Origin of the sequence: Ruegeria pomeroyi DSS-3, from assembly GCF_000011965.2 — a bacterium.
Taxonomy (GTDB): domain Bacteria; phylum Pseudomonadota; class Alphaproteobacteria; order Rhodobacterales; family Rhodobacteraceae; genus Ruegeria_B; species Ruegeria_B pomeroyi.
In genome coordinates this window covers 817,415-836,962 of record NC_003911.12, presented here as the reverse complement: position 1 = coordinate 836,962, position 19,548 = coordinate 817,415, and the positions used below count along the sequence as shown (strand labels likewise).

Annotated in this window: 18 protein-coding genes; 12 read left to right on the top strand and 6 right to left on the bottom strand. The window is 66.4% G+C overall.

Annotated features, from left to right (window positions below):
• The first annotated feature begins 48 nt into the window (after nt 1-48).
• Nucleotides 49-1,611, top strand: a complete 1,563-nt coding sequence (locus tag SPO_RS04040; protein ID WP_044027910.1) for an AMP-binding protein — start codon at nt 49-51, stop codon at nt 1,609-1,611.
• A gap of 17 nt (nt 1,612-1,628) precedes the next feature.
• Nucleotides 1,629-3,077 (top strand): sulfatase-like hydrolase/transferase, encoded by a 1,449-nt coding sequence (locus SPO_RS04035; RefSeq protein WP_011046549.1) that lies wholly within the window; start codon nt 1,629-1,631, stop codon nt 3,075-3,077.
• Nucleotides 3,078-3,145: 68 nt separating this feature from the next.
• On the opposite strand, the gene SPO_RS04030 is transcribed toward SPO_RS04035, so the two are convergent.
• Entirely contained in the window at nt 3,146-3,808 is a 663-nt protein-coding gene (locus SPO_RS04030) for a TetR/AcrR family transcriptional regulator (RefSeq protein ID WP_011046548.1), read from the bottom strand.
• Nucleotides 3,809-3,875: 67 nt separating this feature from the next.
• On the opposite strand from SPO_RS04030, the gene SPO_RS04025 reads away from it, so the two are divergent.
• From SPO_RS04025 to SPO_RS03990, 8 genes are all read left to right on the top strand, one after another.
• On the top strand, nt 3,876-5,192 hold the full coding sequence (locus SPO_RS04025) for a flavin-containing monooxygenase (RefSeq protein ID WP_011046547.1): 1,317 nt from the start codon (nt 3,876-3,878) through the stop codon (nt 5,190-5,192).
• On the top strand, nt 5,189-6,091 hold the full coding sequence (locus SPO_RS04020) for a bile acid:sodium symporter family protein (protein ID WP_011046546.1): 903 nt from the start codon (nt 5,189-5,191) through the stop codon (nt 6,089-6,091). Before SPO_RS04025 ends, SPO_RS04020 begins: the two co-directional genes overlap by 4 nt.
• Nucleotides 6,088-7,011, top strand: a complete 924-nt coding sequence (locus SPO_RS04015) for an SDR family oxidoreductase (RefSeq protein WP_011046545.1) — start codon at nt 6,088-6,090, stop codon at nt 7,009-7,011. The genes SPO_RS04020 and SPO_RS04015 overlap by 4 nt, the downstream gene beginning before the upstream one ends.
• Nucleotides 7,008-7,763 carry an SDR family NAD(P)-dependent oxidoreductase gene (locus SPO_RS04010; protein WP_011046544.1) on the top strand — a complete coding sequence of 252 codons (756 nt, stop codon included), beginning with the start codon at nt 7,008-7,010 and terminating at the stop codon, nt 7,761-7,763. Before SPO_RS04015 ends, SPO_RS04010 begins: the two co-directional genes overlap by 4 nt.
• A gap of 81 nt (nt 7,764-7,844) precedes the next feature.
• Nucleotides 7,845-10,331: a heavy metal translocating P-type ATPase gene (locus tag SPO_RS04005; protein WP_011046543.1), complete on the top strand. Its 2,487-nt coding sequence runs from the start codon at nt 7,845-7,847 to the stop codon at nt 10,329-10,331.
• A 10-nt stretch (nt 10,332-10,341) separates the two neighbouring features.
• Entirely contained in the window at nt 10,342-10,731 is a 390-nt protein-coding gene (gene cueR / locus SPO_RS04000) for a Cu(I)-responsive transcriptional regulator (RefSeq protein ID WP_011046542.1), read from the top strand.
• A gap of 95 nt (nt 10,732-10,826) precedes the next feature.
• Nucleotides 10,827-11,699 carry an NAD(P)-dependent oxidoreductase gene (locus tag SPO_RS03995; protein ID WP_011046541.1) on the top strand — a complete coding sequence of 291 codons (873 nt, stop codon included), beginning with the start codon at nt 10,827-10,829 and terminating at the stop codon, nt 11,697-11,699.
• A gap of 115 nt (nt 11,700-11,814) precedes the next feature.
• Nucleotides 11,815-14,871: an aminotransferase class III-fold pyridoxal phosphate-dependent enzyme gene (locus SPO_RS03990; protein ID WP_011046540.1), complete on the top strand. Its 3,057-nt coding sequence runs from the start codon at nt 11,815-11,817 to the stop codon at nt 14,869-14,871.
• Between the two features lie 4 nt (nt 14,872-14,875).
• Here SPO_RS03990 and SPO_RS03985 read toward each other — a convergent pair whose 3' ends face one another.
• Together SPO_RS03985 and hemP are read right to left on the bottom strand one after the other, a co-directional pair.
• Nucleotides 14,876-15,319 (bottom strand): hypothetical protein, encoded by a 444-nt coding sequence (locus SPO_RS03985; protein WP_011046539.1) that lies wholly within the window; start codon nt 15,317-15,319, stop codon nt 14,876-14,878.
• On the bottom strand, nt 15,316-15,483 hold the full coding sequence (hemP, locus tag SPO_RS22400; protein ID WP_011046538.1) for a hemin uptake protein HemP: 168 nt from the start codon (nt 15,481-15,483) through the stop codon (nt 15,316-15,318). The genes SPO_RS03985 and hemP overlap by 4 nt, the downstream gene beginning before the upstream one ends.
• Nucleotides 15,484-15,666: 183 nt before the next feature.
• Here hemP and SPO_RS03980 point away from each other — a divergent pair, with 183 nt between their 5' ends.
• Both SPO_RS03980 and gph read left to right on the top strand, forming a co-directional pair.
• On the top strand, nt 15,667-16,587 hold the full coding sequence (locus SPO_RS03980) for an MBL fold metallo-hydrolase (protein ID WP_011046537.1): 921 nt from the start codon (nt 15,667-15,669) through the stop codon (nt 16,585-16,587).
• A 294-nt stretch (nt 16,588-16,881) separates the two neighbouring features.
• Entirely contained in the window at nt 16,882-17,538 is a 657-nt protein-coding gene (gph, locus tag SPO_RS03970; RefSeq protein WP_011046536.1) for a phosphoglycolate phosphatase, read from the top strand.
• Here gph and SPO_RS03965 read toward each other — a convergent pair.
• The 3 genes from SPO_RS03965 to SPO_RS03955 all read right to left on the bottom strand — a co-directional run bounded on the left by SPO_RS03965 (nt 17,520) and on the right by SPO_RS03955 (nt 19,527).
• Nucleotides 17,520-17,924, bottom strand: a complete 405-nt coding sequence (locus SPO_RS03965) for an acyl-CoA thioesterase (protein ID WP_011046535.1) — start codon at nt 17,922-17,924, stop codon at nt 17,520-17,522. The two genes, gph and SPO_RS03965, sit on opposite strands and share 19 nt — an antisense overlap.
• 56 nt (nt 17,925-17,980) lie before the next feature.
• Entirely contained in the window at nt 17,981-18,835 is an 855-nt protein-coding gene (locus tag SPO_RS03960; RefSeq protein ID WP_011046534.1) for a 2-dehydro-3-deoxygalactonokinase, read from the bottom strand.
• Between the two features lie 77 nt (nt 18,836-18,912).
• Nucleotides 18,913-19,527 (bottom strand): chloramphenicol acetyltransferase, encoded by a 615-nt coding sequence (locus tag SPO_RS03955; RefSeq protein ID WP_011046533.1) that lies wholly within the window; start codon nt 19,525-19,527, stop codon nt 18,913-18,915.
• Nucleotides 19,528-19,548 lie beyond the last annotated feature (21 nt).

Below are 19,548 nucleotides of genomic sequence, written 5' to 3'. Positions count from 1 at the left end.
AGCATGAACCGGCCGGCCCGCGCCGGGAACCCAGGGGGAAGAATTCAGATGAGCATTCTCAAAAGCAGATTCGAAGATGTCGCGCTCAGCGACAAATCCGTGACCCAGCGGGTCTTCGAAGGGATCGACCCCGACATGACCATCCTGATCGACGGGCCCAGCGGGCGCAGTTACAGCGGGGCGCAGTTCATCCGTGCGGTCAAGTCGCTGGCGGGCGGTCTCAGCGCGCATGACATGGGTGCGGGCACCTGCGTGGGGCTGATGATGCCGAACCTGCCGGAGTATTGCATCGCCTTTCACGGCATCGCCTGGGCCGGTGGCACCATCACCACGATCAACCCCACCTATACCGCACCCGAGGTGCATCATCAGCTCAACGATGCCGGGGCGCAGGTTCTGGTGACCATTCCGGCCTTTCTGGACACTGCCCGCGCCGCAATCGAGGGCACCGGCGTTGATCGGATCGTGGTGGTCGGGGACGCGCCCGAGGGGACGCTTGCGCTCAGCGACCTCATGGGACCGCCGCTGGAGCATCAGGCCCCGGTCGATGTCGCCGAGCATGTGGTGGTGCTGCCCTATTCCTCGGGCACCACCGGTATGCCCAAGGGGGTGATGCTGACCCATCGCAACCTCGTGGTGAATATCGACCAGACGCTGCTGCCGGCCGATCTGAACCCGGGCGAGATGACCACCGCCTTTCTGCCGTTCTTCCATATCTACGGCTTGCAGGTATTGATGAATATCTACCTGACAGCAGGGGGTGGCCTGGTGACGCTGCCGCGTTTCGACCTGGAGCAATATCTGGATTGCGTGATCCGTTACCGCACGCCCCGGCTGTGGATCGTGCCCCCGGTCGCCCTCGCGCTGGCCAAGCATCCGGTGGTGGCCAATTACGACCTGTCCTGCGTCGAACAGGTGTTCTGCGCCGCCGCCCCGCTGGGCCGCGACGTGGCCGAGGGACTGGGAGAGCGCATCAACGCCCGGGTCAACCAGGGCTATGGCATGACCGAGCTGAGCCCGGTCAGCCATGTCTCGCCGCATGGAGAGGGCAAGCCCGGCGCCTCGGGCGTGGCGATATCGAACACCGAATGCCGCATTATCGACCCCGAGACCGGCACCGACCTGCCCCTGGGCGAGGATGGTGAACTGTGGGTGCGCGGACCACAGGTGATGAAGGGCTATCTCAACAACGAGGCCGCCACCCGTGCCACCATCGTCGAGGGTGGCTGGCTGCGCACCGGGGATATCGCCCATTTCGACGAGGATGGATTCCTCTATATCACCGACCGGCTCAAGGAACTGATCAAGTACAAGGGGTTCCAGGTCGCCCCGGCCGAGGTCGAGGCGGCGCTGCTGACCCATCCCGCCATCGCGGATGCGGCGGTGATCGGCGCCCCCGACGAGGCGGCGGGCGAGGTGCCGCTGGCCTTTGTCGTCGCAGCGGCTGGACAGGCGGCACCAAGCCTGGCCGAGGTGCAGGCCTATCTCGACACCCGGCTGGCGCATTACAAGCAGGTGCGCCAGATGCAGGTGATCGAACAGATTCCGAAATCGGCCTCGGGCAAGATCTTGCGGCGCCTCCTGCGCGACGCGCAGGGCGCACAGGCATAGAAACAGCAAGGCCGGGCATGACAAACCACCCCAATCTGCTGGTGATCGTCTCGGACGAACATCGCAAGGACGCGATGGGATGCGCCGGGCATCCCATCGTCAAGACACCCAACCTCGATGCGCTGGCCGCGCGCGGCACGATGTTCGAGGCCGCCTATACCCCCTCGCCCATGTGCGTGCCGACCCGGGCAGCGCTTGCCACCGGCGACTGGATCCACAGGACCGGCCATTGGGACAGCGCCACCCCCTATGCCGGTCAGCCGCGCAGCTGGATGCATGATCTGCGCGATGCCGGGCGCGAGGTCGTCTCCATCGGCAAGCTGCATTTCCGCGCAACCGAGGATGACAACGGGTTCTCGCAGGAGATCCTGCCGATGCATGTGGTGGGTGGCATCGGTTGGACCGTGGGCCTGTTGCGCAAGAACCCGCCCGCCTATGAGGCCGCCGCCGAACTGGCCGCGGATGTCGGGGTGGGTGCCAGCAGCTATACCGATTATGACCGCGCCATCACCGCAGCGGCCGAGGCCTGGCTGGCCGACCCGGCCCGCCAAGAGCGTCCCTGGGCCGCCTTCGTATCACTGGTCAGCCCGCATTACCCGCTGACCTGCCCCGAGGAATGGTTTGCGCTCTATGATCCAGACCAGATGGACCTGCCGGTGGGCTATGGCCAGGGCCTGCCGGATCATGCCGAATTGCGCAATATCGGCGGTTTCTTCAACTATGACGCCTATTTCGACGCGCAGAAGATGCGCGAGGCCAAGGCCGCCTACTACGGGCTGACCTCCTTCATGGATGATTGCGTGGGCCGGGTACTGGCCGCGCTTGAGGCCGGCGGAAAGGCCGACAACACCGTGGTCCTCTATGTTTCCGACCATGGAGACATGATGGGCGATCAGGGTTTCTGGACCAAGCAGGTGATGTACGAGGCCAGCGCCGGCGTGCCTATGATTGCCGCCGGGCCGGGCATCCCCGCCGGGCATCGCGTGTCGACCTGCACCAGCCTCACCGACATTGCCGCCACCGCGCGCGAGCTCTGTGGCTTGGCGGCGCGCGAGGACCTGCCCGGCCTGTCACTGCGCAGTATCGCCACTGCGCCCGATGATCCCGACCGGGCCGGGTTCAGCGAATATCATGACGGCGGTTCGCGCACCGGCACGTTCATGCTGCGCTGGGGCCGCTGGAAATATGTCCACTACGTCGGGGAGGCACCGCAACTCTTCGATCTGGAGCGCGACCCGCAGGAACTGACCGATCTAGCCCCGCGCGCTGCCGAAGACCCCGACATGCGCGCCCTGCTGGCCGAAGGCGAGCACCGCCTGCGTGCCATCTGCAATCCCGAGACGGTGAATGCCCGCGCCTTTGCCGATCAGCAAAGGCGGATCGCAGAGCTGGGCGGGGAAGAGGCCTGCCGCACCGGCTATAGTTTCAACCACACACCGGTCCCGCAAGAGGGCGGCGCGCTCTGACATCGCAACGACGCGCGCGCTGACGGCAGGCGGCCGTTTTCCGCGCCGGAAAACGGCCCGGAAAAATGTCATTTTTCCGGCGCGCGCCCGGACATGACCGCGTGAATTCCAGCCGTGGCAAAGGCGATCAGCTGATCCGCGCCCGCCTCCTCCGCGCCGGGGCTGAGCGTGTCCAGACGCCAGGCGGAGTAGACATGGGCCAGCATCGCCGAGACCGCATAGATCTGCCCCATCGCCGCCTGCCCCGGCGCCGCATCCGGGTAGAGGGCGGCGATCTCCGCGATGAAGCGCTGCGCGGTGGGGTCGAAACACTCTGCCGCCAGCGCGCTCCAGCGCGGATCGGCCGAGACATGCGCCAGCAGCCGCCCATAGGCCACCCATTGCGGCCCGCCCTCCTGTGCCAGCGTCACATAGGGCCGGATGAAGCAATCGAGGATGCACGCCAGATCGAGCGGGCCGCGCCCGCGCGCCGTCTCCAGCGCTTCGATCCGGATGCGCGACAGCTCTCCCGCGCGGCGCGAGACGACAAGGTGAAACAGCTCTTCCTTGCTGCCGCCATGATGGGCCACCAGCCCGCCCTGCACTCCCGCCGCCCTGGCGATGTCGCGAATCGAGGCGCCCTCGAATCCGCGCGCGGCAAAGAGCTGCTCCGCCGCATCCAGAATGCGCGCCCGGGTCTGCAAGGACCGCGCCGAGGGCGCCCGTTGCCGTTGTTTTTCCAAAACAAACATCCCTTTTGCAAATTATCTTGCCTTAGATTGAACAGTCGTTCAATCTAAAAGCAACGGGAGGACAGCGATGACGGAAACGTGCGACAGATTTGCCCTGATCGGGGCAGGTCCGATGGGGCTGGCCATGGCCAAGGTGATGCTGGAACAGGGCATCGCCTTTGACGGGTTCGAGCTGCATTCGGATGTGGGCGGGCTGTGGGATATCGATGGCCCCCGCTCGACCATGTATGAAAGCGCGCATCTGATCTCCTCCAAACGGATGACCGAGTTCACCGATTTCCCGATGGAGGAGGCGGTGGCCGAATACCCCTCGCATCGCGAGTTGAAACGCTATTTCCACGCCTTCGCCGCCCGCTATGGACTGCGCGATCATTACCGGTTCGGGGCCGAGGTGCTGCGGTGTGAACCACTAGGTGAGCCGGGTGCGGGATGGCGTGTCATATGGCGCGACGCAGAGGGGGAGCACACGGAAACCTATGCCGGGGTGATGATCGCCAATGGCACCCTGTCCGAACCCAACATGCCCACCTTTCAGGGCCGTTTCGACGGCGAGTTGATCCATTCCTCGGCCTATCGGCACCCTTCGCAATTCGACGGCAAGCGGGTGCTGATCGTGGGAGCGGGCAATTCCGGCTGCGACATCGCGGTGGATGCGATCCATCACGGAGCGCTCTGCGACCTGTCGATGCGGCGCGGATACTACTTTGTGCCGAAATACGTCTTTGGCAAACCGGCGGACACGCTGGGTGGCATGATCAAGCTGCCCATGTGGCTGAAACGGCGGGTCGATGGCATGATCCTGAAATGGTTCGTGGGCGATCCGCAGAAATACGGTTTCCCCAAGCCCGACTACCAGCTGTATGAAAGCCACCCGGTGGTCAATTCTCTGGTCCTCTATCACGCGGGCCATGGCGATCTGCGCATCCGCCCCGATATCGACCGTTTTGACGGACGCCGGGTGATCTTTGCCGATGGTTCGAGCGAGGAGTATGACATGATCCTCGCCGCCACGGGTTACAAGCTGTTCTACCCGTTCATCGACCGCGACCTGCTGAACTGGCAGGGCGACGCGCCGCATCTCTACCTGAACGCGCTGCATCCCGAGCGCGACGACCTGTTCGTTCTGGGCATGATCGAGGCCAGCGGACTGGGCTGGCAGGGTCGCCATGAACAGGCCGAGATGGTGGCGCGCTATATCACCGGCCTGCGCAGGGGCGGTGCGGCGGCAGCAGAGCTGAAGGCCGCGAAATCGGCAGGCTTTGAACGGGCAACCGGCGGCATGAACTACCTCAAGCTGGCGCGCATGGCCTATTACGTGGACAAGGCCACCTATCGCGGCGCGGTGACCGGCTGGATAGACCGTCTCAAGAGGGCGCAATCATGACAGGTATCGACGACATCCTGCTGAATTTCTCGCCCGCCTCGCTGATGCTGCTGAACGCGATCCTGGCGGTGGTGATGTTCTCTATCGCCATCGACCTGACGCTGGACGATTTCCGCCGCCTGTCGCGCGGGCCGAAACCGGTTCTGGTGGGGCTCTTCTCGCAATTCGTGGTGCTGCCGGTGCTGACATTCGCACTGGTCTGGCTGACCGCACCACACCCGTCGATTGCGCTGGGCCTCATTCTGGTGGCGGCCTGCCCGGGCGGCAATATCTCGAACTTCATCACCCATCGGGCGGGCGGCAATGCGGCGCTCTCGGTGTCGATGACAGCCTTTGCCACCGTGGGCGCCATCGTGATGACACCCGCCAATATCGCGCTTTGGGGGAGCCTGTATCCCCCCACCCGCGCCATCCTGCAAGAGACCCATATCGACCCGGTACAGATCGCCATCACGGTCGGGCTGATGCTGATCCTGCCACTGATCCTGGGCGTGACGCTGAACATGCGCCGCCCTGCCCTGACCGCCCGGTTGCGGCGGCCGCTGCAACTCTTGTCGATGGGCATTTTCATCGCGTTCATCATACTCGCTCTGGCTGCGAACTGGGGGTACTTCCTGAGTTTTGCCGGAGCTGTCGCCGGGCTTGTGATCCTTCACAATGCCCTGGCTCTGGGGGGCGGCTGGGTTGTGGCCACTCTGACCCGGCTGTCCCCTTACGACCGGCGCGCGGTGACGATTGAAACCGGTATCCAGAACTCGGGCCTTGGGCTGGTGCTGATCTTTGCCTTTTTCAACGGGCTGGGCGGCATGGCGGTGGCGGCAGCCTTCTGGGGCATCTGGCATGCGATCTCGGGCCTTGGGCTGGCCATGATCATGTCGCGGACCGAGGCCAGACGATGAGCCGGATCCTGATCACCGGCGCGGCAGGCATGGTGGGCCGGGCGCTGCTGGAGGAATTGGACGAGCATGACGTGTTTGCCACCGATCTTGTCCCACCTAAAGCGACAGGCGCTGTGACCTGGCTTCCGATGGATGTCACCACCGATGACCCTGACCGCATTGTCGGAGAGGTCAGGCCACAGGTGGTCATTCACCTTGCCTCGATCGTGACACCGGGCGTGGCGCGCGCGGTTGCGCATCGCGTCGATGTGGGCGGCACACGGGCGGTGCTGGATGCGTGCCTTGCCCATGGGGTGCGGCGGCTGGTGGTGACGTCGTCGGGCGCCGCCTATGGCTATCACGCCGACAACCCGATGCCCCTGCGCGAAAGCGATCCGCTGCGCGGCAATCCCGAGTTTGCCTATGCCGATCACAAACGTCAGGTCGAAGAGATCTTGGCCGAGGCGCGCCAGAGCGCGCCGCAGCTGGAACAGGTGGTGCTGCGGGTGGGCACGGTGCTGGGCGCAGGAACCGAGAACCAGATCACCGCCCTGTTCCGCAAGCCCCGCCTGCTGGCGGTGCGCGGATCGGAAAGCCCGTTTGTCTTTATCTGGACCCGCGACCTGGCGCGCATCCTGGCGCGGGCGGCGGGCGAGGGTCCTGCGGGTATCTATAACGTGGCCGGCGATGGCGCGATGGGGGTATCGGACCTTGCCCGCGCATTGGGCAAGCCGGTGCTGCGCCTGCCGGCGCTGACATTGAAGGCGGCGCTGGCGCTGGCGCGTCCATTGGGCCTGTCGCGCTATGGACCCGAACAGGTGCGGTTTCTGCAATACCGCCCGGTGCTGGCCAATGACGCATTGAAACAGGTGTTCGGCTATGTGCCCGAGCTGGCCAGCGCCGAGGTCTTTGACCTCTGGCGGCGCGAGGCGGGTTTGTGAAGCGCGCAGTGATCTCGGGCGGCGCGGGGGGCCTGGGCCGGGCACTGTCGGATGCGTTGCAGACGCGCGGCTGGCATGTGACCCTGCTCGACCGCGATATCTCGGCCATCGAACCCAGCGAGACCCAGCGCGTCATTCAATGCGACCTCACCGATCCCGGCCAGCTGGCCGCGGCCTGCGCCCTTGCCATCGGGCCGCAAGGGGTGGACCTTGCCGTCTATAATGCGGGCATCACCCAGATCGGCCTGTTTGCCGACAGTGACGAGGCCAGTCACCGCCGGGTGTTCGAGATCAACTATTTCGCCGCTGTGAACATGGCCCGCGCAATGCTCGGCCCGGTGCGGCAGGCGCGCGGCACCCATCTGGCGATTTCCTCGGTGGCGGGGTTTGCGCCGCTTTACAGCCGCACATCCTATGCCGCGTCAAAACACGCGCTCGAAGGGTTTTTCAAGTCGCTTCGGTCCGAGGAGCGGGCACATGGGGTCGCGGTGCAGATCGCCGCGCCCTCGTTTGTGGCCACCAATCTGGGCAATGCGCAGGCGCAGCCCGACGGCATCGCCCGGCCCGGCTCGGCCACGGACGGGATGGACTATATGACGCCCGAGGCAGCGGCGGCGACCATCCTGCGCGGCCTTGACCGGGGCCGCGACATGATCCCGGTGGGTCGTGTCGCGCGGCTGGCCTGGTGGATCAACCGGCTGTCGCCGGGCCTCTATCAACGGCTGATGGAAAGTAAAATCGGACGCGGCTGAGAGAAATTCACCGTGCGCCCTTGACCTTCCCGTGACTGGAACCCCCATCTGAGGGGTGATCAGAGGACAAGGACGAGTCGCATGTCAGCACAAACCACATCGCTGAAGATCACGGGCATGAGCTGCGCCGGCTGCGTGGGCCGGGTGGAACGCGCCTTGTTGGCGGTTCCGGGGGTTGCCGAGGCCTCGGTCAACTTTGCCACCAAGACAGCACAGGTCCATCATGACAGCCCGGTCGCCGCGCTGACCCAGGCGGCGGCGGGCGCGGGCTATCCGGCGGAGGTGTCCGAGACCACACTGACGGTCGAAGGGCTCAGCTGCGCCTCTTGCGTGGGCCGGGTCGAACGGGCGCTGAACGCCGCACCGGGCGTCGTCGAGGCACAGGTCAACCTGGCCACCCGCACCGCGCGGGTCAGCTATGTCACCGGCAGCACAGATCCGGCGGCGCTGGCGGCGGTCTCGACCGCCGCGGGCTATGCTGCCCGCCCCGAGGGGGGCGCCGAGGACGGGGGCGAGGAGCCCTCGGACGAGGCTGCGATACTCAAGCGGCAGACCCTGCTGGCCATCCTGCTGGCGCTGCCTGTCTTCCTGATCGAGATGGGCGGGCATATGATCCCGGCCCTGCATCACTGGATCATGGCGACCATCGGCCAGCAGACCAGCTATCTGATCCAGTTCGCCCTGACCACGGTGTTGCTGTTTGGCCCCGGCCGGGTGTTCTATGCCAAGGGCTTTCCGGCCCTGCTGCGCGGCGCCCCCGACATGAACGCGCTGGTCGCACTGGGGACCGGGGCCGCCTATGGCTTCTCTCTGGTGGCGACCTTCGCCCCCGGGCTGCTGCCCGCCGGCACCGCCAATGTCTACTACGAGGCCGCCGCCGTCATCGTCGCGCTGATCCTGCTGGGCCGCTGGCTCGAGGCGCGGGCACGCGGGCGCACCGGTGCCGCCATCGAGGCGCTGGTCGGCCTGCAACCCCGCCATGCCCGGATCGAGCGCAACGGCCAGCCGGTCGAGGTGGAGATCGCCGATATCCAGCCCGGCGACACCCTGCTGATCCGGCCCGGCGACCGTATCCCAGCAGATGCGCGGGTGCTGGACGGCCAGAGCCACGTTGACGAGAGCATGATCACCGGCGAGCCGGTGCCGGTGACCAAATCCGCCGGCGACACGCTGGTGGGTGGCACCGTGAACGGCGCCGGCGCCCTGCGCGCGCGCGCCGAAAAGGTGGGCGCGGACACGGTGCTGGCCCAGATCATCCGCATGGTGGAACAGGCACAGGGCGCCAAGCTGCCGATCCAGTCGGTGGTCGACCGGATCACCCTGTGGTTCGTGCCCATCGTGATGGGGGTTGCTGCATTGACGGTGCTGGTCTGGCTGGCCTTTGGTCCCTCGCCCGCGCTGGGTCATGCCTTGGTCGCGGGCGTGGCGGTGCTGATCATCGCCTGCCCCTGTGCCATGGGTCTGGCCACCCCGACCTCGATCATGGTGGGCACGGGACGGGCCGCCGAACTGGGCGTACTGTTCCGCAAGGGCGACGCGCTGCAACGTCTGCAAGAGGCGCGCGTCATCGCCTTTGACAAGACCGGCACTCTGACGCTGGGCCGTCCCGAACTGACCGACCTGACCACTGCCGATGGATTTGAGCGCGACAGCGTCCTGCGCCTGGCCGCCGCGGTCGAGGCACAGTCAGAACACCCCATCGCCGAGGCAATCACCCGCGCGGCAGAGGGCGATCTGCTTGCCGCCGAGGCGTTCGAGAGCCTGACCGGCCTGGGCGCCCGTGCCCGCGTCGCCGGGCAGGACGTGCTGATCGGCGCCGACCGCCTGTTCGACCGCGAGGGTATCGCGCTTGGCCCGCTGCGCGAGACCGGCGCGGCACTGGCCGCCGAGGGCAAGACGCCGCTCTATGCCGCCATCGACGGGCGCGCGGCGGCGGTGCTGGCGGTCTCGGACCCGGTGAAGCCGGGCACCGCAGAGGCGATCGAGCGTTTCCACCGGATGGGGCTGAGCGTTGCCATGATCACCGGCGACAATACCCGCACGGCACAGGCGCTGGCGGCAAAGCTTGGCATCGACGCGGTCACCGCCGAGGTGATGCCCGAGGGCAAAGTTGCGGCACTCGACGCGCTGCGGGCGGATCATGGCGCGCTGGCCTTTGTCGGCGATGGCATCAACGATGCGCCCGCGCTGGCCCATGCCGATACCGGCATCGCTGTCGGCACCGGTACCGATGTGGCCATTGAGGCCGCCGATGTGGTGCTGATGTCGGGCGATCTGCGCGGCGTGGCCAACGCGCTGGAGGTGAGCCGCGCCACCATGCGCAACATCCGCCAGAACCTGGGCTGGGCCTTTGGCTATAACGTGCTGCTGATCCCGGTGGCGGCGGGCGTGCTCTATCCGTTTGGCGGGCCGATGCTGTCGCCGGTGCTGGCGGCGGGCGCGATGGCCTTGTCGAGCGTCTTTGTCGTCACCAACGCCCTGCGCCTGCGCCGGGTGCGCGCTGCCCTGCCCGCCACGCGGCAGGCAGCGGCCCCGGCCCCGGCGGCCGCCCCCGCCCCGGCAGAGTAAGGAGACCCGCATGAATATCGGAGATGTCGCCAGCCGCACCGGCCTGCCCGCCAAGACCATCCGCTATTACGAGGAGATCGGCCTGATCACACCGCAGCGCGACCTGAACGGCTATCGCCGGTTTCGCGAACAGGACCTGCACAAGCTGACCTTTCTGGGCCGCGCCCGGGCGCTGGGGTTCACCATCGAGGATTGCCGCACCCTGCTGGCGCTTTACGAGGATCAGAGCCGCGCCAGCGCCGACGTCAAACAGGTGGCGCGCGATCATCTGGCCCGGATCGAGACCAAGATCGCCGACCTGATCGCCATGCGCGATACGTTGACCGAACTGGTCGATGCCTGCGCGGGCGACAACCGGCCCGATTGCCCGATCCTGCGTGATCTGGGCGGGGCTGTCTGACGCGCGGGCTTGCCCTTTGCCACAAGCTTTGCTTTGTCTCTGTCGGGAACAAGCCGGGGGAGACACGCCGCCGGATAACGAGAGAGGATCCGGACATGGCAAAAGTAGCATTCCTTGGCCTGGGCGTGATGGGCTATCCGATGGCGGGGCACCTGAAATCCGCCGGGCACGACGTCACCGTCTATAACCGCAGCGCCGCCAAGGCCGAAAAATGGGTGACGCAGCATGGCGGCGCCATGGCCACAACGCCGCGCGCGGCCGCCGAAGGCGCCGAATTCGTCATGGCCTGCGTCGGCAATGACGACGATCTGCGCAGCGTCTGCGCCGGGCCGGATGGCGCGCTGGCGGGGATGGCTGCGGGTAGCGTCTTTGTCGATCACACCACGGTCTCGGCCAAGGTCACCCGCGAGCTTTATGCCGCCGCCAGGGACGGCGGTGTGGGCTTTGTCGACGCGCCCGTCTCGGGCGGTCAGGCGGGGGCCGAAAACGGCGTGTTGTCGGTCATGTGCGGCGGCGATCAGGCCGAGTATGACCGGGCAGAACCGGTGATCGCCGCCTATGCCCGCATCTGCCGCCGCATCGGCGAAAGCGGCGCTGGCCAGGTTACCAAGATGTGCAACCAGATCGCCATCGCGGGCCTGGTACAGGGCCTCGCCGAGTCGCTTCATTTCGCCGAGAAGGCGGGGCTGGACGGGCGCGCGGTGGTCGAGGTGATCAGCCAGGGCGCCGCCGGCAGCTGGCAGATGGCCAACCGGTACGAGACCATGCTGGACGATCACTGGACCCACGGGTTCGCGGTGGACTGGATGCGCAAGGATCTGGGCATCTGTCTGGACACCGCCAACGAGACCGGCGCCAGCCTGCCGGTCACCGCGCTGGTCGACCAGTTCTACAAGGATGTGCAGAAGATGGGCGGCGGGCGCTGGGACACGTCGAGCCTGCTGGCACGCCTGCGCAAGCTGGACTGAGGGAAAGGGGGCGCTGCCCCCGTCCCCTGCGGGGACCCCCCCGGAGTGTTTTTTGGCGAAATGAAGAACCGGGGGGCAAGGGCCGCCTCGGCACGAATGTGATGGGAGAACGGCGGTGCTGACAGAGTTCTGGGCAGAGGCCCTGCGGGTGCATTGGGGGATCGAGGCGGTTCTGGAACGGCTCGATGGCGAATATGACCTGAACTTTCTGGCCCGGGCCCGCAACGGGCAAGATTATGTGCTGAAGGTGATGCGGCCCGGCTGCGAGGCAGGGCTGGTAGAGATGCAGGTCGCCGCGCTGGATCACATCGCCGAGGTGGCGCCGGGCCTGCCCTTTCCCAAGGTGTTTGCCGCGCTCGATGGCGCGATGCTGCCCGAGATCGCGGATGAGGCGGGCGCGCCGCGCCTGGCCTGGCTGCTCGAGCGTTTGCCGGGGCGCTGTTATGCGCGGGCCAAGCCGCATTCCGAAGAGCTGATCCTGAAACTCGGCCGGGTGCTGGGGGCCACCGACCGGGCGCTGGAGGGGTTTGCGCATGACGGGCTGGCGCGCAACTTCAAATGGAACCTGATGCAGGCGGGCTGGATCGGTGCCGAGTTGCAGGCGATTGCCGATCCGGCACGGCGGGCACTGCTGAGGGAAATCGCGGCGGAGTTCTCCGGACTGCGCGACCGGCTGGCCGCCCTGCCGGTTCAGGCGATCCACAATGACGTCAACGATTACAACATCCTGGTCAAGGGCGGGCTGGACGAGACCCGCCGGGTCTCGGGCCTGATCGACCTGGGCGACATGTGCGCAGCGCCCCGCGTGTGCGACCTGGCGATTGCCGGGGCCTATGTGGTGCTGGACCATCCCAAGCCCGAGCGCGCGCTGGCGGCGCTGGTGCGCGGCTATCACGCGGCCAACCGGTTGAGCGCGGCCGAGGTGGACCTGATCTGGCCGCTTCTCCGAATGCGGCTGGCGGTATCGGTGGTGAACTCGACCCTGATGGCGGCCCAGAACCCGGACGACCCCTATGTGACGATCAGCCAGGCCCCCGCCTGGCGGTTCCTGGAAAACGCTTCGGTCAATGGCGGGCTGATGGCGGCGCGGCTGCGGGTGGCCTGCGGCTTGCCGGTGACCGACGGGGCCGAGCGGGTGCATGCCTATCTGAACCAGAACCGGGGCCGGTTCGCCGCCATGTTCGGCACCGATCTGGGCGAGGCACCGATGGGTTCGCTGTCGGTCGAGAATTCGACCTGGCCGCAGAACCCGTTTCACATGCCCATAGAGGAAGCCGCGCGGGTGGGCGAGGAATTCGGCACCGGCCTGTGGCTGGGCTATTACAACGAACCGCGCCTGATCTATGCCGAACCGGGTTTTCGCAAGGGGCCGTGGAAGGCCAGCGACCGGCGCACCGTGCATCTGGCGGTGGATGTGTTCGCACCGGCCGGGACCGTGCTGCACGCGCCGCTCAGCGGGCGGGTCGAGGCGGTGGAGAACCGCACCGGGCATCTGGACTATGGCGGCGTGGTGATCCTGCATCACGAAACGCCGCAGGGCGATGCCTTCTATACGCTTTACGGCCATCTCGACCCCGAGGTCTGCGACCGCCTGAAACCGGGCGACCCGGTGGCGCAGGGCGCGGGCTTTGCCCGGCTGGGCGATGCCGGCCAGAATGGCGGCTGGGCGCCGCATGTTCACTTCCAGCTGGCCCTGACGACGCAGGGCATGGAGACCGACTGGCCTGGCGTCGGCGACCCGGACGAGATGGACCTGTGGCATGCGGTCTGCCCGAACCCGGCGGCGCTGTTGAACCTGCCCGATGACAAGGTGTTCTATCGCCCCAGCGACAAGGCCGCCGTGCTGGCCGGGCGGCGGGCGCATTTCGGCGGCAACCTGTCGCTGACCTATGACGATCCGGTGATGCTGGTGCGCGGCTGGAAACATCACCTGTTCGACGAATGGGGCCGCCCCTATCTGGACGCCTATAACAACGTCCCGCATGTGGGCCATGCCCATCCCCGTATTCAGGCGGTGGCGGCAGATCAGCTGCAGCGGATGAATTCGAACACCCGCTATCTGCATCCGGCGCAACTGGCCTTCGCCGAAAAGGTGCTGTCGAAACTGCCCGCGCGGTTCGAGGTCTGTTTCTTCGTCAACTCGGGGACCGAGGCCAACGAGCTGGCGCTGCGTCTGGCGCGGGCGCATACAGGCAACATGGGCATGGTGACGCCCGATCACGGCTATCACGGCAATACCACCGGCGCGATTGCCATCTCGGCCTACAAGTTCAACAAGCCGGGCGGCGTGGGTCAGGCCGATTGGGTCGAACTGGTCGAGGTGGCCGACGACTATCGCGGCAGTTTCAGGCGCGACGATGCGGAACGGGCCACAAAATTCGCGGATTTTGTGGACCCCGCCATCGCCCGGTTGCAGGAAATGGGCCACGGCGTCGCCGGTTTCATCGCCGAAACCTTTCCCAGCGTCGGCGGCCAGATTATCCCGCCCAAGGGCTATCTGGCGGCGGTCTATGACAAGATCCGCGCGGCGGGCGGGGTCTGCATCGCCGACGAGGTGCAGACCGGCCTGGGGCGGCTCGGTGACTACTACTTCGGTTTTGAACATCAGGGCGCCGAGCCCGATATCGTGGTGATGGGCAAGCCCATCGGCAACGGCCATCCGCTGGGCGTGCTGGTGACGACGAAGGCGATCGCTCAAAGTTTCGACAACGGGATCGAGTATTTTTCGACCTTTGGCGGCTCGACCCTGTCCTGCCGGATCGGCAAGGAGGTGCTGGATATCGTCGATGACGAGGGCCTGCAGGAAAACGCGCGCCTGATGGGCGAGCGGCTGATGACCGGTTTGCGCGTTCTGGAGGGTGAATTTGGCTGTGTCGGCGATGTGCGCGGTATGGGGCTGTTCCTGGGGGTCGAGCTGATCAACCCGGACGGATCCGAGGGGACCGAGATCTGCCGATACGTCAAGAACAGGATGCGCGACCACCGCATCCTGATCGGCAGCGAAGGGCCCAAGGACAACATCCTGAAGATCCGCCCCCCCCTGACCATCGAGGCCGAGGATGTGGACATGATCCTGTGGGCGCTGCGCGAGGTACTGGCCGAAGTGGGCGACTGGGCGCCCGCCCCTGCCTGCGATCACGATCATCACCATACGGGCTGTGGCTGCTGCTAGCGGGCTAGTGCAAGCGCCCTGCCCGGCTCTCTAACGTGCGATACTGCGCCGCCCCGACCATCGGTCGGCGGTGCAGCGCCAGACCCAGCTGTTCGCTCAGCGCCACCAGTGCCGGGGCCAGATCGGGCCGCACGATCAGCGCGGCCAGCATCAGCGCGTCCTCGCGCGCGCCGGTGGCAGCCGCGGCCACCATATGGGCGAAACAGGCTTCGTCCGCGCCGAGACAGGCGCAACCAAGACCATGCCGCATCAACGGGCGCCGCCCGTAAGAGGCGCAAAGCCCGCAAATCTGTTTCAACAACTCGGCCGAGCGTCCCTCGGGCAGCGCCGCGCGCCCTTCGGTCGCATCGCTCCACAAACGCAGGCAATGCACCGCCGAGGCCTCGAGCGTGGGCAGATCGGCCAGATGCCCGACGGCAGCGCCGCCGCGATGTACCGCCGCGCTCATTTCGTCAGGATCAGCTTGCCCGCGCGGGTGATGCGCAGGGTGTAAAGCTGGTCGCCCAGCCGGATATGGGCAAGATTGCCGCCCTTGGTCAGCTCCTCGGCCTTGTGCGAGGGCAGGATCTGGAACGCCGGATCGGCGGTGGGGGTGGCGCTGTGGATCGTCATGTCACTGTCTCCGTATCGGCAAATGGGGTCGCTCTGGATCGCTGGCTGACGGAGACTCCGGTGGCTGCGCGCGCCTTAAACCTGACTATTTTTGTCGCCTTTGTCAAGTCGCTCTGCACTCGCCAATCTCACCAATTGTAATTCACGTCCGTGAATGTCAGAATATATTCAGAGGAGACCTTCATGACCCTGACCAGACGCACCCTGCTCGGCCGGCTCGGCGCCGGCATTGCCCTGACCGCCACTACCCCGCTGCGGCTGTGGTCGGCGACCGAGACAAGCATCGGCGCCGCGCGCATCACCAGCCTGTCGGATGGCCATCTGGTCCTGCCGGCCGGTTTCCTGTTCGACCCGATGCCGCAGGAAGATCTGGCGCCATTACGGGCGCGCTATGGGCTGGAAGGCGCGACGCTGCGGCCCGATTGCAATATCACACTGATGCAGAGCGAGGGGCGCAACATCCTGTTCGACGCAGGGTCCGGTACGAGCTTTCAGGACAGCGCTGGTGACCTTGTCGACGCGCTGGACGCCATCGGCCTTGCCCCCGACGATATCACCGACGTGGTGTTCACCCATGGCCATCCGGACCATCTCTGGGGCGTGCTCGACGATTTCGACGATCCGCTGTTCGCAAATGCCCGCCACCTGATCGGGCGGGTCGAACGGGATTACTGGCTCGACCCGGAAACTGTCGATCAGATCGGCGCCGACCGGGCCTCTTTCGCCGTGGGCGCCGCGCGGCGGCTGGAGGCGCTGGAAACCCTCGAGACCTTCGAGGATGGGGACGAGATCCTGCCCGGCGTTGCGGCGGTGGCAAGTTTCGGCCACACACCCGGGCACATGTCCTTCGAGATCCGCGCAGGCGACGCGGCGCTGATGGTGGTGGGAGACGCGATCGGCAATCATCACCTGGCCTTTGCCCGACCGCACTGGCCTTCGGGCGCGGATCAGGACCTCGAGATGGGGGCCGAGACCCGGGTCCGCCTGATGCAGCGCCTTGCCTCCGAACACATGACCATGATCGGCTATCACTTGCCCGAGGGGGGCATGGGACATGTGGAAGCGGCCGAAGACGGCTACAGGTTCGTCCCGCTGGAGGGGTGAGCGCGACAAAGCCCGCTGCGCGGACTGCCTCCGGCGGAGGTATTTTGAAACAGAAGAAGACCGGGAGCAAAAGAAGTCAGCCCCCCGCGCATGGCAGGGGGCCTTCTCCTGTTACGGCCATCGGCGCCTCCGCCTGTACCGCCCCGTCAAACTGGCGCATTAACGTTAACAAACCCTTTCTTCTGTTCAAAAATACCTCCGCCGGAGGCATGGGCGGTTCGTCAGAACCGCGCATATGGGCTTGCCGTCACCTCCGCGCTCTGACAGGGATCGGGGCACAGCCGGAGTTTGCCCATGCCCCTTGCCCTAGTCTTCGATCTTGACGGCACGCTGGTGGACAGCGCGCCCGACATCACCGCCGCCGTGAACCGAATGCTTGCGGGTGAGGGTCAGGCCGCGCTCGATCTGGCCACCGTCACCTCTTTTGTCGGCAATGGGCTGCCGCATCTGGTCGCCCGGGTCATCGACCATCTGGGGCTGGACATGGCGCGCCATGACGCGCTGACCGCCACGACGCTGGCCGAGTACAACCGGGCCGCCTCTGCGCTGACGCGCCCCTATCCCGGCGTGATCGAGGCGCTCGACCTGTTGAAATCGCAAGGCGCCGTTATGGGCATCTGCACCAACAAGCCCGAAGAGCCCGCGCGCCATGTTCTGGCCGATCTCGGGCTTGCCGGTTTCTTTGACGTGGTGATCGGCGGTGACAGCCTGCCCACACGCAAGCCCGACCCCCAGATGCTGCAGGCCAGTTTTGCCGCCCTGCCCGATCTGCCGCGCCTCTTTGTTGGGGACAGCGAGGTCGACGCCGAGACCGCACAGAACGCCGGCATCCCGTTTCTGCTGTTCACCCAAGGCTATCGCAAGCGCCCGGTGGCCGAGCTGCCGCATCGGGCGGCCTTTGCCGATTACGCGGCCCTGCCCGGGTTGGCTGCTCAGGCGCTGTCGATCTGAGCCGCGACACGCTCGCGGATGGCCTGGGGCCAGGGCTGTGACCGGCCCAGCCGGGCCACATGCACCAGCGTCGCCGTCGCCCTTAGGCGCAATTCATCGCCGCAATGGGCTGTCAGATCATAATCGAGGCTCGAATTGCCGATCCGGGTGGGTGTCAGCCGAAAGCTCAGCACATCGCCATGCAGCGAGGGCGCGGTGAAACGCGCCTGTATCTGCGCCGTCGGCGCGCCATTTTCCTTGACCAGTTCGTGGAAGGGGCAACCAAGGTCGTTGGCGAACCAGTCTTCGACCACGTCGTTGATCATCTCGAAGTAGCGTGGAAAGAACACGATGCCCGCCGGGTCGCAATGCTTGAACCGGACTTCGATTTCGGTGCTGAAGCTCATCCTGCCCTCTCGCTCGTGACGTCTGTTTGCCTGTTTGCCTGCATCCCCGCCATGCCTCAAGCGGTCATTGCGCCCCAGGCCGCGACCAGCCCCGCGCGCGTCATCCGCGCCGCATCGGCCTGGGTGGCGGGTGCCCCCTGTGCACCCAGCGCATCGACATAGAGGCGGGGCATCTCGCCCTCTCCCATCACCGCCAGCTGCTGGCCCAGCCAGAACGGGCGGGTCGCGGCCAGTTCCGCGCCGATCAGCCCGCCCAGAATGCGGGCGCGGGCGATGCCTGCGGGCAGCCCCTGCAGGGTGGCGGCGGCATGGGCGCTCCAGAGCCGGGCCAACATCTGTTCGGGGCGCGACAGGCCATCGGCAACGGCCGCCTCAAACGCGGTCTTGTCCAGATCCGGCGCAGCCAGCCAGCGCCCCAGGACCGTTCCCCCGGCCAAGGCCGCCAGCATGGCGCCCGACAGGAAACTGCGGAAACTGACAACCTCACCGGCGCTCACATGCGCCCAGCGGCTGGTCTCGCCGGTCAGGCAGATCACCCCGTCCCAATCCGGGTTGAGCGCCAGAAACCCCGCGATCCGCGTCTCGTCGCCCTGCATCATGTCGGCCGGTTCGGTCTGGGCCAGGCCCGGCACCGCATGCAGCAGAACGCGCGGATCGCCAAGATCGATCTGCCAGAGCCCGCCCGAAAGCGGCGCGCAGGGCACCGTTTCGCGCACCGGGCCAAGCGGGCCACAGGCCACGACCGGCACCCCCTGCCCGGCATGACGCCCCGCCACCAGCGACAGGATCGCCGCCCGGTCGGGCGCGCGCGGGCCGGTTTCGACAATCTCGTCCAGCGGATCGCGCCCACGCATCACCCAAATGCGCCGTGCGGTCATCCCCCAATCCAGTGCGATCCAGTCCCGGCCCATGTCACCCTCTTCCTTGTTTCCCCCTGCATAGTCCAGCAGCCGGGGAGCGCCAAGCGGGCAGGGACCAGCCTTTGAAGTCAGAGGTATTTCTCCAGGAATTCCTCGGCCCGCAGACTGCGGAAATCGGGCAGCGCGGCGCGCAGGCGGGCATGGTCCCAGTCCCACCAGGCCAGCGCCATCATCCGTTCGGCCACATCCTCGGGGTAGCGGCGGCGAATGAGGCCCGCGGTATTGCCGCCGACGATGGTATAGGGCGCCACATCCTTGGTCACGATACTGCCCGAGGCGATCACCGCGCCATGGCCGATGGTGACCTCGGGCTTGATGATGGCGGCGTGACCGATCCAGGTATCATGGCCGATGGTGGCGGTGCGACCGGCGCGGTGCGCGAACCAGTCGGCATCGTGTTCGGCATCGTCCCAGTAATCGGCCGAGCGATAGTGGAAATGATGCAGCGAAGCCTTTTCCATCGGGTGATCGGTGGCGCCGATGCGGGTGAAGCTGGCGATATTGGCGAACTTGCCGATTCGGGCATTGGCGATGTCGCAGGTGCGGTCGCAATAGCTGTAATCGCCCCATGTGCTGTTGGCGACGCGGCTATTGGCGCCGATCTCGACAAAGGCGCCAAAGCTGCTGTCGGTGATCTGGCAACCGGGATGAACAAAGGGGGTGTCGGCGCTTAGACGGGCCATTGGGTCGGGTCCTTGCGGGGA